11 protein-coding genes are annotated in these 13600 nt (G+C 54.4%); 10 read left to right on the plus strand and 1 reads right to left on the minus strand.

Going from position 1 to position 13600, the window contains the following annotated elements; translation table 11 throughout:
- The first annotated feature begins 40 nt into the window (after positions 1 to 40).
- The 8 genes from ACTVDO_RS02940 (at position 41) to ACTVDO_RS02975 (ending at position 11450) form a co-directional block, all read left to right on the plus strand.
- On the plus strand, positions 41 to 1219 hold the full coding sequence (locus ACTVDO_RS02940) for an acetyl-CoA C-acetyltransferase (RefSeq protein ID WP_020961540.1): 1179 nt from the start codon (positions 41 to 43) through the stop codon (positions 1217 to 1219).
- A 244-nt stretch (positions 1220 to 1463) separates the two neighbouring features.
- On the plus strand, positions 1464 to 2315 hold the full coding sequence (locus ACTVDO_RS02945) for a 3-hydroxybutyryl-CoA dehydrogenase (protein ID WP_442900988.1): 852 nt from the start codon (positions 1464 to 1466) through the stop codon (positions 2313 to 2315).
- 48 nt (positions 2316 to 2363) lie between these two features.
- On the plus strand, positions 2364 to 3506 hold the full coding sequence (locus tag ACTVDO_RS02950; RefSeq protein ID WP_020961538.1) for an acyl-CoA dehydrogenase: 1143 nt from the start codon (positions 2364 to 2366) through the stop codon (positions 3504 to 3506).
- Between the two features lie 52 nt (positions 3507 to 3558).
- Positions 3559 to 4704: an acyl-CoA dehydrogenase gene (locus ACTVDO_RS02955; RefSeq protein ID WP_020961537.1), complete on the plus strand. Its 1146-nt coding sequence runs from the start codon at positions 3559 to 3561 to the stop codon at positions 4702 to 4704.
- 223 nt (positions 4705 to 4927) lie between these two features.
- Complete coding sequence (locus ACTVDO_RS02960) at positions 4928 to 5560, plus strand: TetR/AcrR family transcriptional regulator (protein WP_020961536.1); 633 nt, start codon at positions 4928 to 4930, stop codon at positions 5558 to 5560.
- A gap of 17 nt (positions 5561 to 5577) precedes the next feature.
- Positions 5578 to 8835 carry a fused isobutyryl-CoA mutase/GTPase IcmF gene (gene icmF, locus ACTVDO_RS02965; protein ID WP_020961535.1) on the plus strand — a complete coding sequence of 1086 codons (3258 nt, stop codon included), beginning with the start codon at positions 5578 to 5580 and terminating at the stop codon, positions 8833 to 8835.
- Positions 8836 to 9131: 296 nt separating this feature from the next.
- On the plus strand, positions 9132 to 9689 hold the full coding sequence (rpoE, locus tag ACTVDO_RS02970; protein WP_020961534.1) for a DNA-directed RNA polymerase subunit delta: 558 nt from the start codon (positions 9132 to 9134) through the stop codon (positions 9687 to 9689).
- A 165-nt stretch (positions 9690 to 9854) separates the two neighbouring features.
- Positions 9855 to 11450, plus strand: coding sequence for a CTP synthase (locus ACTVDO_RS02975; protein ID WP_442901100.1), 1596 nt, complete (start codon positions 9855 to 9857; stop codon positions 11448 to 11450).
- Positions 11451 to 11528: 78 nt separating this feature from the next.
- Here the strand turns inward: ACTVDO_RS02975 and ACTVDO_RS02980 are convergent, their stop codons facing one another.
- On the minus strand, positions 11529 to 12050 hold the full coding sequence (locus tag ACTVDO_RS02980) for a DUF2529 domain-containing protein (protein ID WP_020961532.1): 522 nt from the start codon (positions 12048 to 12050) through the stop codon (positions 11529 to 11531).
- A 122-nt stretch (positions 12051 to 12172) separates the two neighbouring features.
- Here ACTVDO_RS02980 and ACTVDO_RS02985 point away from each other — a divergent pair, with 122 nt between their 5' ends.
- Together ACTVDO_RS02985 and ACTVDO_RS02990 are read left to right on the plus strand one after the other, a co-directional pair.
- Positions 12173 to 12535 (plus strand): response regulator, encoded by a 363-nt coding sequence (locus tag ACTVDO_RS02985; protein ID WP_020961531.1) that lies wholly within the window; start codon positions 12173 to 12175, stop codon positions 12533 to 12535.
- A 164-nt stretch (positions 12536 to 12699) separates the two neighbouring features.
- Complete coding sequence (locus ACTVDO_RS02990) at positions 12700 to 13563, plus strand: class II fructose-bisphosphate aldolase (protein ID WP_020961530.1); 864 nt, start codon at positions 12700 to 12702, stop codon at positions 13561 to 13563.
- Positions 13564 to 13600: the final 37 nt, after the last annotated feature.

Consider the following 13600-nt stretch of genomic DNA (forward strand, 5'->3'; position numbering starts at 1 on the left):
TGTAATCGTTTTCTTTATGGAGAAAAGGGGGAGAGGAATGATGGGGAAAGCAGTGATTGTAAGCGGGGTTCGCACCCCGTTCGGAAAATTGGGAGGTTCTTTGCAAGCGCTGTCAGCAGCGGAGCTTGGCGGCATTGCCGTGAAGGAGGCGCTCGCCCGCGCCAATGTGAGCGCCGAACAAGTGGATCATGTCATTTTGGGCACCGTCTTGCAAGGCGGACAAGGGCAGCTCCCGTCGCGCCAGGCGATGCGCCATGCCGGCATCCCGTGGCACGTCCGCACCGAGACGGTGAACAAAGTATGCGCATCCGGCATGCGTGCCGTGACGCTTGCCGATCAGCTCATCCGTTTAGGCGAGGCGGATGTCGTCGTCGCCGGCGGGATGGAATCGATGAGCAACGCCCCGTATGTGCTTCCGAAAGCGCGCTGGGGGCTGCGGATGGGCGACAGCACGGTGAAAGATTTAATGGTGTATGACGGCCTCACGTGCAGCTTCACCGGTGTTCATATGGGCGTCTACGGCGGGAATACGGCGCGTGAGCTTGGCATTACAAGAGAGGCGCAAGACGAATGGGCATACCGCAGCCATATGCGCGCCATTGCCGCCATCGAAGCCGGACGGCTGGCGGAAGAAATCGTGCCGGTTTCGATCCCGCAGCGCAAAGGCGAGCCGCTCATTGTCGAGCACGACGAGGCGCCAAGAAAAGATACGTCACTGGAAAAGCTGGCCAAACTGGCACCGGTATTTGACCCGCAAGGCACGATTACGGCCGGCAACGCCCCGGGCGTCAACGATGGCGCTGCGGCGCTCGTCTTAATGAGCGAAGAGCGCGCCGCCCGGGAAGGGTTCGAACCGCTCGCAACGGTCGTCGCCCACACGGCCATCGCCGTCGAGGCGAAAGATTTCCCGAAAACGCCGGGGCTTGTCATCAACGAACTGCTCCGCAAAACAGGAAAGACCGTTGACGACATTGACTTGTTCGAAGTGAACGAAGCGTTTGCCGCTGTCGCGCTTGCCGCCATTCAAATCGCCGGGCTTGATCCGGAAAAAGTAAACGTCAACGGCGGCGCTGTCGCCCTCGGTCATCCGATCGGCGCGAGCGGGGCGCGCATCATCTTGACGCTCGCCCATGAGTTGAAGCGCCGCGGCGGAGGGCTGGGCATTGCCGCGATTTGCAGCGGCGGCGGTCAAGGCGACGCCATCTTAATCGAAGTATAAAGCATGGCCTGCCGCGTCATCGCGGCCGCGCGCCGTCGAGGCGTGACGCGTCATGCCGCCTGACGGCGTTGTCGCCATACAGGAGGCGGTTTGCTTGGCGGTGGGGCGGCCGCGGTTTTGGAATATGGATGGCCTGCCGCCTCCTTGGGCGCTGCGGCCGCTGGTTTGCGATCTGCGTTGTCCAAGGATGGAGTCAGGAAACGAACAAAAGCGTTAGCGAATTTGGCTATAGGGGGATGGAAACATGGACGTCAAAACGATCATGGTCGTCGGCGCCGGACAAATGGGGTCGGGCATCGCCCAAGTATGCGCTGTCGCCGGCTATGACGTGTTGTTATACGACATTAGCGAAGCCCAACTCGATAAAGGGCTGGCCAATATCGAAACGTTGCTCGGCCGCCAAGTGGAAAAAGGCAAGATGACAGCCGAAGCCAAAGACGCCGCGCTGTCGCGGCTCGTCCGTTCAACCGACTTGCATGACGCCGCCAAAGCCGATCTCGTCATTGAGGCGGTTGTCGAAAACATGGATGTGAAAACGAAGCTGTTTGCGGAGCTCGACGAAATCGCCCGTTCGGAGACGATCTTAGCCTCGAATACATCGTCGCTCCCGATTACCGAAATCGCAGCGGCGACAAAGCGGCCGGAGAACGTAATCGGCATGCACTTTATGAATCCGGTGCCGGTCATGAAGCTGGTGGAAATTATCCGCGGTTTGGCAACGGCTGATGAGGTATACGAGACGGTTGAGGCGGTCACCCGGACGCTTGGCAAAGTGCCGGTTGAAGTGAATGACTTTCCGGGCTTTGTTTCCAACCGTGTTCTTATGCCGATGATTAACGAAGCGATTTATGCCTTGTACGAAGGAGTAGCGACAAAAGAGGCGATTGATGAAGTGATGAAACTTGGCATGAACCATCCGATGGGGCCGCTCACGCTCGCCGACTTTATCGGGCTGGATACGTGCTTGTACATTATGGAAACGCTTCATGAAGGGTTTGGCGATGACAAATACCGCCCATGCCCGCTATTGCGTAAATACGTCAAGGCTGGTTGGCTTGGCCGCAAGACAGGTCGCGGGTTTTACACATACGAATAAGCGGGTAAAGGCAACATTGACGAGCAACAGGACAAAGGGGGATGGCCCGTGCAATTTCGATTTACGGAAGAACAAGAAATGATGCGGCAAATGGTGCGCGAATTCGCAGCGGCGGAAATCGCCCCGTTTGTCGAGCGCATGGAACAAGGGGAATTTCCGCGCCCGATTTTAAACAAAATGGCCGAGCTCGGCCTGATGGGGATCACCGTTCCCGAACCGTACGGCGGCGCAGGCATGGATTTTATTTCCTACATTATCGCCATTCATGAAATTTCGAAAGTAAGCCCGACGGTTGGCGTCATTTTATCGGTGCACACATCAGTCGGGACGAATCCAATTTTGTATTTCGGTACGGAAGAGCAAAAACAAAAGTATGTGACGAAACTTGCCCGCGGCGAGTTTTTAGGGGCGTTTTGCCTCACCGAACCGGGCGCCGGTTCGGACGCGAAAAGCTTAAAGACAAAAGCGGTGCGCCACGGTGATACGTACGTATTGAACGGTTCAAAAATTTTCATTACGAACGGCGGCGAAGCGGATACGTACATCGTGTTCGCCCGCACGAATCCGGAGGAAAAAGGCAGCCGCGGCATTTCCGCGTTTATCGTCGAAAAAGGAACACCGGGGATGGCGATCGGCAAAGATGAGAAAAAAATGGGGTTGCACGGATCGCGAACGGTAACGATTACGTTTGACGACGCTAAAGTGCCGGCGGAAAATTTGCTAGGCCAAGAAGGGGAAGGGTTTAAAATCGCGATGGCGAACCTTGACGTCGGCCGGATCGGCATCGCCGCCCAGGCGCTCGGCATTGCGGAAGCGGCGGTTGAACATGCGGTGGCATACGCGAAAGAACGGGTGCAGTTTGGCAAACCGATTGCCGAGCAGCAAGGCGTCGCCTTCAAGCTCGCCGATATGGCAACGGCGGCGGAGGCGGCGAAATGGCTCGTCTACCGCGCGGCTTGGCTGCGCGCCCAAGGCTTGCCGTGCGGCAAAGAAGCGTCGATGGCCAAACTGTTCGCTTCACAAGCGGCTATGGACAACGCCATCGAGGCGGTGCAAGTGTTCGGCGGCAACGGCTATACGGAAGACTATCCGGTCGAGCGGCTGTTCCGCGACGCGAAAATTACCCAAATTTACGAAGGAACGAGCGAGATCCAACGGATTGTCATCAGCAAACAGCTCACAAAACAATGACCACGCTCATATGGGGACGAGGATTTTATTATAAAAACGGGGGAATGAAGCTATGAATTTCCAACTGAGCGAAGAACATGAAATGCTGCGGAAGATGGTGCGCGAATTTGCCGAAAACGAAGTGGCGCCAACCGCTGCTGAGCGCGATGAGGAAGAACGGTTTGACCGCAGCATTTTCAACAAAATGGCCGAGCTCGGCTTAACGGGCATCCCGTGGCCGGAAGAGTACGGCGGCATCGGCAGCGATTATTTGGCGTATGTCATCGCCGTCGAGGAGCTGTCGCGCGTCTGCGCTTCAACCGGGGTGACGCTCTCCGCCCACATTTCGCTGGCGAGCTGGCCGATTTACAAATTCGGCACCGAAGAGCAAAAGCAAAAGTATTTGCGCGCCTTGGCGACCGGGGAAAAGCTCGGCGCGTACGGGCTGTCCGAGCCGGGGGCGGGGTCTGACGTCGCCTCGATGAAAACGCGCGCCGTCAAAGACGGCGACCATTACGTCCTGAACGGCTCTAAAGTATGGATCACGAACGGCGGCGAAGCGGAAATTTACGTCGTCTTCGCCGTCACCGACCCGGAAAAGCGGCATAAAGGAATCAGCGCCTTCATCGTCGAAAAAGGGACCCCCGGCTTTTCGATCGGGAAAAAAGAAAAGAAACTCGGCATCCGTTCGTCGCCGACAACCGAGCTGATTTTCGAAGATTGCCGCATCCCGAAAGAAAACTTGCTTGGCCAAGAAGGGGAAGGATTTAAAATCGCCATGATGACGTTAGATGGCGGCCGCAACGGCATCGCCGCCCAAGCGGTCGGCATTGCCCAAGGGGCGCTCGACGCGGCTGTGGACTATGCGAAACAACGCGTCCAATTTGGGAAACCGATCGCCGAACAGCAAGGAGTTGGTTTTAAGCTCGCCGATATGGCGACAGCCATTGAAGCGGCAAGGCTGCTGACGTATCAGGCGGCATGGCTTGAGTCGAACGGCTTGCCGTATGGCAAAGCATCGGCGATGGCGAAACTGTTTGCCGGCGATACGGCGATGAAAGTGACGGTCGATGCAGTGCAAATTTTCGGCGGCAACGGTTATACGAAAGACTATCCGGTCGAACGATTTATGCGCGATGCCAAAATTACACAAATTTACGAAGGGACACAAGAAATTCAGCGCCTCGTTATCTCGCGCATGCTGACGCGCGATTCATGACAGTGACGAAAGGACCGCGCGCCGTTTCCCCGTTCTGCCGGGCGAATCGCGGTAGCTGTTTCAAGGAGAGCGCGCGGCATCTCCCCGCTCTGATCTGACGCGCGGGTCATGGTAGTTATTTCGGGGATGTGCCGCACAATATTTCAGCCGTTCCACCGCGCGAACGGGAAGCCGGGCGGGGCATCGCCTTGCTGCTAAACGGGAATGGGGGAGAGAAACCGAAATGAAAAAACGGGAAGTGATCGCATCGGTCAAAGACGAAAAACTTGTGAAAAAGCGGCGCAACGAGATGATTAAAGGCGCCATTTCCCTTTTTAAGCAAAAAGGCTTTCACCGGACCACAACGAGGGAAATCGCCAAAGCATCCGGGTTTAGCATCGGTACACTGTATGAGTACATTCGCAAAAAAGAAGATGTCTTGTATTTAGTGTGCGACCGCATTTACGACGAGGTGCGGGAGCGGACCGAACAAGATCTCGGCGATCATCACGGCACGATTGAAGGGTTGCGGCGTGCGATCGCTCATTATTTTCGCGTTGTCGATGAGCTTGACGACGAAGTGCTCGTTATGTACCAAGAATTAAAAGCGCTGAGCAAAGAATCGCTTCCATACGTGCTCAATAAAGAGCTCGATATGACAGCCATTTTCGAGCGTATTTTGCGCACATGTGTCGAAAGCGGGACGTTGCAGCTTTCCGAAAGCGAGATTCGCCTTTTTGCCCACAACATCATCGTGCTCGGGCAAATGTGGGCGTTCCGCCGTTGGGCGCTGCGGAAAATGTATACGCTTGACGAATATATTGAATGGCAGACGGAGTTTTTGTTAAAGGGGATTATGGAGAAACAGCAAGTTTGAACAAAGGGGGAGAGAGAATGGCGCATATTTACCGCCCGAAACACCATGTCCGCTTTGTCACGGCTTCGAGCTTGTTTGACGGCCATGATGCGTCCATCAACATTATGCGCCGCATTTTGCAAGCGAGCGGCGCCGAAGTCGTCCATTTAGGCCATAACCGCTCGGTTGAAGAAATCGTCAACGCCGCCATTCAAGAAGACGTGCAAGGCATTGCCGTCTCGTCTTATCAAGGCGGCCACATGGAATTTTTCAAATATATGTATGACTTGCTGCAAGAGCGGGGGGCATCCCATATCCGCATTTACGGCGGTGGGGGCGGCGTCATTATCCCGCGCGAAATCAAGGAGCTGCACGAGTATGGCATCGCCCGCATTTTCTCGCCGGAAGACGGTCGTCGCTTTGGGTTGCAAGGGATGATTAACATCATGCTTGAAGAATGCGATTTTCCGACCGTCACGGCGGTGACCGATGAAATCGAGCGGCTGGCATCCGGCGATGTGCAAGCTGTCGCCCGGCTCATTACGTTGTGCGAGTACCGCGCTGCGGCGAAGGACGAGGCGGCGGCCGCCGCTGAAGCAGCGATCGCGCAAGTGAAAACGATGGAAAAGCGCGTGCCGGTCCTTGGCATTACCGGCACGGGCGGGGCGGGGAAAAGCTCGCTTACCGATGAACTTGTGCGCCGCTTTTTGAATGAAATCCGTGACATCAAGATCGCCATTTTATCCGTTGACCCGACAAAACAAAAAACGGGTGGGGCGCTGTTAGGCGACCGGATTCGGATGAACGCCATCCATTCGCCGCGCGTCTACATGCGGAGCCTTGCGACACGCCATTCCCGCTCCGAGCTGTCGCCGGCGATCCGTGACGCCATTTCTGTCGTCAAAGCGGCCGGTTTCGATCTCGTCATTGTCGAAACGAGCGGGATCGGCCAAGGCGACGCTGCCATTACGGAAGTGTGCGACGTTTCGATGTATGTGATGACAAGCGAGTTTGGGGCGCCGACGCAGCTTGAGAAAATCGATATGATTGATTACGCCGATTTGATCGCCATTAACAAGTTTGAACGCAAAGGCTCGGAAGATGCAAAACGGCAAGTGCAAAAGCAATATCAGCGAAGCCATCAGCTGTTTGACCGCGACGTGTCGGAAATGCCGGTGTATGGCACGATCGCCAGCCAGTTTAACGATCCGGGGACAAATACGCTCTTTGTTGCGCTTGTCGATACGATCAACCGGAAAACGGGCACGGACTGGAAGACGAGTTTGAAAACGGTCGCCAACGTCGAAAAGCATAACGTCATCATTCCGAACGAGCGCCGCTACTATTTGCGCGAAATCGCGGAGACGGTCCGCTCGTACCACCGCCGTGCCGAGCAGCAAGCCGAGGCCGCCCGCCGCCTGTTTCAGCTCGAAGGGGCGATCGAAGCGGCGAACGAGCGCGGGGAGTCTGACGATGTCATTCGCGCGCTTGAGACGCTCAAAGCCGATTATGAAGCGAAGCTGACACCGGAATCGAAACGCATTTTGGCGACATGGGAAGAAACGAAAGCGAAATATGCGGCCAAACAGTTTGTCACAAAAGTGCGGGACAAAGAAATCGTCACCGAACTGACGACAAAAACGTTGTCCGGTTTGGACATCCCGAAAGTCGTCTTGCCAAAATTTAAAGACTACGGGGAAATTTTGCGCTGGGTGTATAAAGAAAACGTTCCCGGTTCGTTCCCGTATACAGCGGGTGTTTTCCCGTTCAAGCGCCAAGGCGAAGACCCGAAACGGCAATTTGCCGGCGAAGGGACGCCGGAGCGCACCAACCGCCGCTTCCATTACTTATGTAAAGAAGACAAAGCGAAGCGGCTCAGCACGGCGTTTGACTCGGTCACGCTCTACGGTGAAGACCCGGACTACCGGCCGGACATTTTCGGCAAAGTTGGTGAAAGCGGCGTCAGCATCTGTACGCTCGATGATATGAAAAAACTGTACAAAGGGTTTGACTTGTGCGACCCGCTCACATCGGTGTCGATGACGATCAACGGCCCGGCTCCGATTTTGCTGGCGATGTTTATGAACACGGCCATCGACCAACAAGTCGAGAAAAAAGAAGCCGAGCTTGGGCGCCCGCTCACACCGGAAGAGTATGAACAAGTGAAAGCGTATACACTGCAAACGGTGCGCGGCACGGTGCAAGCTGATATTTTAAAAGAAGATCAAGGGCAAAATACGTGCATTTTTTCGACCGATTTCGCCTTAAAAATGATGGGCGACATCCAAGAGTATTTCATCAAGCACCGCGTCCGCAACTATTATTCGGTGTCGATTTCCGGCTATCATATCGCCGAGGCGGGGGCCAATCCGATCACGCAATTGGCGTTTACGCTCGCCAACGGCTTTACGTACGTCGAATATTATTTGAGCCGCGGCATGCATATTGATGATTTCGCGCCGAACTTGTCGTTTTTCTTCAGCAACGGCCTCGATCCGGAATATTCGGTCATCGGCCGCGTCGCCCGCCGCATTTGGGCCGTCGTCATGCGCGAAAAATACGGCGCCAACGAACGGAGCCAAAAGCTGAAATACCATATTCAAACGTCCGGCCGTTCGCTTCACGCCCAAGAAATCGATTTTAACGACATCCGCACGACGCTGCAGGCGCTGTTGGCGATTTACGACAACTGCAATTCGCTCCATACAAACGCCTATGACGAAGCGATCACGACACCGACCGAGGAGTCGGTCCGGCGGGCGATGGCGATCCAGCTTATTATTACAAAAGAGTTTGGCTTGGCGAAAAACGAAAATCCGCTTCAAGGATCGTTCATTATCGAAGAACTGACGGACTTGGTGGAAGAAGCGGTGTTGCAAGAGTTCGAACGGTTGAACGACCGCGGCGGCGTGCTCGGGGCGATGGAAATGCAGTACCAGCGCGGAAAAATTCAAGACGAGTCGCTCTACTACGAAACGAAAAAACATACCGGGGAACTGCCGATTATCGGCGTGAATACGTTCTTGAACCCGAACCCGCCATCGGAAGAAGAATTGAACAATCTCGAGCTCGCCCGGGCAACGTATGAAGAAAAAGAGCTGCAAATTCACAATTTGCGCGAATTCCAGGCGCGGAACAAAGACAAAGCCGGCCTGGCGCTCGAGCGCTTAAAACAAGTAGCGACGAGCGGCGGCAACATTTTCGAAGAGTTGATGGAAACGGTAAAAGTCGCCAGCCTCGGGCAAATCACCCGCGCGTTGTACGAAGTCGGCGGCCAATACCGGCGGAATATGTAGGAAAAAGCGTTCCGTCGTTCGCCTCCGCCAGCGGTGGTGCCCGCCCCTTTGACCGGCACTATGCGGCCGCGTTATGCTTGCCCGCCCGCCTGGGCCAACACGGAAACCTTTCGAAGAAGGGAACGGCCTTGACGGGATGAATCTGTCGGAAAGAGGGCTGCCCCCGCCACGGGGCGGCTCTCTTTTTGCTTTTTTCGCTAAATAGCTAGCATAAACGCCGGCAATTTGTTTATAATGAATGGTATGTATTCCACTTGCATTCATTTGTTTCATTATATAGAAGGGGAGTGCTGAATTTGAGCCTGCAGCAGCAATACTCGCCAGAGGAATTGCAGGAGATGTCGTTCGTCGAGTTGGCGAACCTCATTTTGCTTGATAAGCGGGAGGCGCTGCCGTTTGACCAAATCGTCCGCGAAGTAGCGGCATTGACTGGCGCGGCGGAGGACGACATCGCCGCGCGGCTTGCCCAGTATTACACGGATTTAAATATCGACGGACGGTTTATTTGCGTCGGGGAAAACGTATGGGGGTTGCGCGCGTGGTATCCGTTTGACCAGACGGAAGACGAAACGGTGACGATTGTCAAGCCGAAAAAGAAGAAAAAAGCGCTTGATGACGAATACGACGATTATGAAGGACTGCTTGACGAAGAAGATCTCGATTATGACGACTTGGATGAATACGATGAGGAAGAGCTTGAGATCGACGACGAAGAGCTGCTCGAAGATGAGGAGTTCGACCTTGACGAAGATGTCGATTTTGAGGACGACGTTCTCGAGGAGGAAGAATTTGAATTGGACGAAGAGCCGCTTGACGAAGAGATTGATCTTGAGGAGCCGGAGGAGGACGAATAACCGCTTGACTTCGCCGGGGGAACTCGGTACAATGTGTGTTGGGCTCTTGAAAAACGGACGAATCGAATTATCGCTCCCTTACGGATGGTAAGCGGAGCGTTTTTTATTTGCGCCTTTCGCAAACACTGAAACTGTTACTGTAATTTCGGCAAGGGGGAAGACATGATGACAAAGTACATTTTTGTGACGGGCGGTGTCGTTTCTTCGCTAGGAAAAGGAATTACGGCTGCGTCGCTCGGGCGGCTATTGAAAAACCGCGGCTTGAACGTGACGATCCAAAAATTTGACCCGTATATTAACGTCGACCCGGGAACGATGAGCCCGTATCAGCACGGCGAAGTGTTCGTCACCGATGACGGCGCAGAAACGGATTTGGATTTAGGGCATTATGAGCGGTTCATCGATATTAATTTGAACAAATACAGCAACGTCACGACCGGAAAAGTGTATTCCGCCGTCATCCGCAAAGAGCGGCGCGGCGATTACTTAGGCGGTACGGTGCAAGTCATTCCGCATATTACAAATGAAATTAAAGAGCGCGTCTTCCGCGCCGGAAAGGAAACGAACGCCGATGTCGTCATTACCGAGATTGGCGGCACAGTCGGTGACATCGAATCGCTTCCGTTTCTAGAGGCCATTCGCCAAATCAAAAGCGATGTCGGACGTGAAAATGTCATGTACATTCATTGCACGCTCGTGCCGTACATTAAAGTGGCCGGGGAAATGAAAACGAAGCCGACGCAGCATAGTGTGAAAGAACTGCGCAGCCTCGGCATTCAGCCGAACATCATCGTCGTGCGCACAGAAATGCCGATGCCGCAAGAAATGAAAGACAAAATCGCCCTCTTTTGCGACATCGACCCGAAAGCGGTCATTGAATCGCGCGATGCAGATACGCTGTACGCCGTGCCGCTCATGCTACAAGAACAAAAGCTCGACCAAATCGTTTGCGAACATTTGCGCCTCAACTGCCGCGAAGCGGATATGACGGAATGGAAAGCGCTCGTTGAGAAAGTGCGCAACTTATCGAAAACGACGAAAATCGCCCTCGTCGGCAAATATGTCGAACTGCCGGACGCCTACATCTCGGTCGTCGAAGCGCTCCGCCATGCCGGCTATGCGTTTGATACGGACATTGACATCCAATGGGTCAATGCGGAACATGTGACGCGCGACAATGTGGAGGAGTTGCTGAAAGACGCCGATGGCATTCTCGTCCCGGGCGGATTTGGCGACCGCGGCGTCGAAGGAAAAATTGAAGCGATCCGCTATGCCCGTGAACAGCGCGTGCCGTTTTTAGGCATTTGTCTAGGGATGCAGCTCGCTTCGATCGAGTTCGCCCGTCATGTTGTGGGCCTCGCTAATGCCCATTCGGCCGAGTTTGATCCGAATACGCCGCACCCGATCATCGACTTGCTTCCGGAACAAAAAGATGTCGAAGACTTAGGCGGCACGCTCCGCCTCGGTTTGTATCCGTGCAAGCTGCAGGAAGGGACGCTCGCCCATGCGGCGTACAGCGATGAGGTCATTTACGAGCGCCATCGCCATCGATATGAGTTCAACAATCAATACCGTCATCTGATGGAAGAGCATGGCTTTGTCTTCTCCGGTACGAGTCCGGACGGGCGGCTTGTGGAGATCATCGAGCTGAAAGACCATCCGTGGTTTGTCGCCGCGCAATTCCATCCGGAGTTTACTTCGCGCCCGACACGGCCGCAGCCGCTGTTCCGCGAGTTTATTAAAGCGTCATTAAAACAGTAACACGAAACGGTGTCCGACGAACGGACACCGTTTTTTAACGGCTTCATCCGACAGGTGCGCACGTTTTCAAAGCGGCTGTTATCGATACTCCTCCAAAATTTCGTCAAGCAAAACAAGCAGCCCGTAGTAGATGAACGAAGCGGCAACGACTGTCGGCATGGCGATGCGGCGGCCGTCTTCCGTCGGGACGAGCGGCCGGGACAGTTTGCTGTCGATATGGACGGCGGCGACATCCGCCAACCTTGGTTCGCCTTTGACGAGCGTTGAGACGGCGACCGTATCGACACCATGCGCTTGCAGCTGTTCAACGAGGCGAACCGCCTCTTCGTCGTTAGAAAAGCGGGTGAACACAAGTGCTCGATCCCTTTCGTTCCAATCATCAGCCATCCCCGGTTTGAGGCGCGTCGCTTTTGGCAGCGGATCCGGGCCGAGAAGCGCAGCCGTGACGACCGCATCCAGCTCGCCTGTCCCATACAGCCAGATGCATCCGTCGCCCATGACCGCTTGGGCGAGCAGACGTGCCCCATCCTCAAGCGCCAATTCTTCGTCGGCCGCGATTTTTTGCAGCATCCCGATCATTTGTGTCGTCAAAATTTTCATTGTTCGGCCTCCTTTCGCCGTTATTATACAAAACATGCAAATGGAAAGAAAAGCAAGCAGGAAATACGTTCGGGAAATGCGAAACATTAATAGGGAGAAAAAAGGAATAGAGGTGTATAACCGTGGGAAACAAAATTTTAATTGTCGACGACCAGTACGGCATCCGCATTTTGTTAAACGAGGTGTTTCAACGCGAAGGGTATGAGACATACCAGGCGGCCAACGGCATGCAGGCGTTGGAAATCGTCCGCAAACACCACCCTGACCTTGTACTTCTCGATATGAAAATCCCTGGTATGGACGGCATCGAAATTTTGAAGCGGCTCAAAGACATTGACCCGGATATTAAAGTGATCATCATGACCGCGTATGGAGAACTCGATATGATCCAAGAAACAAAAGAGCTCGGAGCGCTGATGCATTTTGCCAAGCCGTTTGATATTGATGATTTGCGCGCCGCCGTCAAAAAACATATTTCGTTGTAAAAGTTCTTTTTTCACTGCCTGTGCAACTTTAGCAGAATAAAGGAGGGAAATGTTGCTGTTTTGCCGGCAAGTTGGTATGCTTATAACGTAGATGTATTTTGCGCCTGTGGGCCTACGTTCCGCCATGGCGACAAAGACGACGATCAGCTAAGGAGGATGTAACCATGCCGTTAGTATCGATGAAGGAGATGCTTAACGAGGCGCTGCGCGGCAAATACGCGGTCGGCCAATTTAACATTAACAACTTAGAGTGGACGCAAGCGATTTTAGCGGCGGCTGAAGAGGAAAAATCGCCGGTCATTCTCGGCGTTTCCGAAGGGGCGGCCCGCTATATGGGCGGATTTAAAACGGTCGTCAACATGGTGAAGGGCTTAATGGAAGACATGAACATTACTGTTCCAGTCGCCATTCACCTCGACCATGGCTCGAGCTTTGAAAAATGTAAAGCGGCAATTGACGCCGGGTTCACCTCGGTCATGATTGACGCCTCCCACCACCCGTTTGAAGAGAACGTCCGCATCACCTCGCAAGTCGTTGAATATGCCCATGCGCGCGGCGTCTCGGTTGAAGCCGAGCTTGGCATCGTCGGCGGACAAGAAGACGACGTCGTCGGCGAAGGCGTCATTTACGCCGACCCGAAAGAGTGTGAAGAGCTCGTGAAACGGACAGGCATCGACTGCCTCGCCCCGGCGCTCGGTTCGGTGCACGGTCCGTACAAAGGGGAGCCGAAGCTCGGATTTGCCGAAATGGAACAAATTCGTGACATGACTGGCATTCCGCTTGTGCTTCACGGCGGCACCGGCATTCCGACTGAGCAAATCCAGCGCGCGATTTCCCTTGGCACATCGAAAATTAACGTCAATACCGAAAACCAAATCGCCTTTACGAAAGTCGTTCGCGAGCTGCTCGCGAAAGACCCGGACGTTTATGACCCGCGCAAAATTATCGGCCCGGGCCGCGAAGCGATCAAAGCGACGGTTATCGGCAAAATGCGTGAGTTCGGTTCATCCGGAAAAGCCGCACAATAACAAGCAACCGGCAAGATCGGCCTGGCAGGCGGCTTTC

The organism is Geobacillus sp. BK01 (genome assembly GCF_052220245.1).
Lineage (GTDB): Bacteria > Bacillota > Bacilli > Bacillales > Anoxybacillaceae > Geobacillus.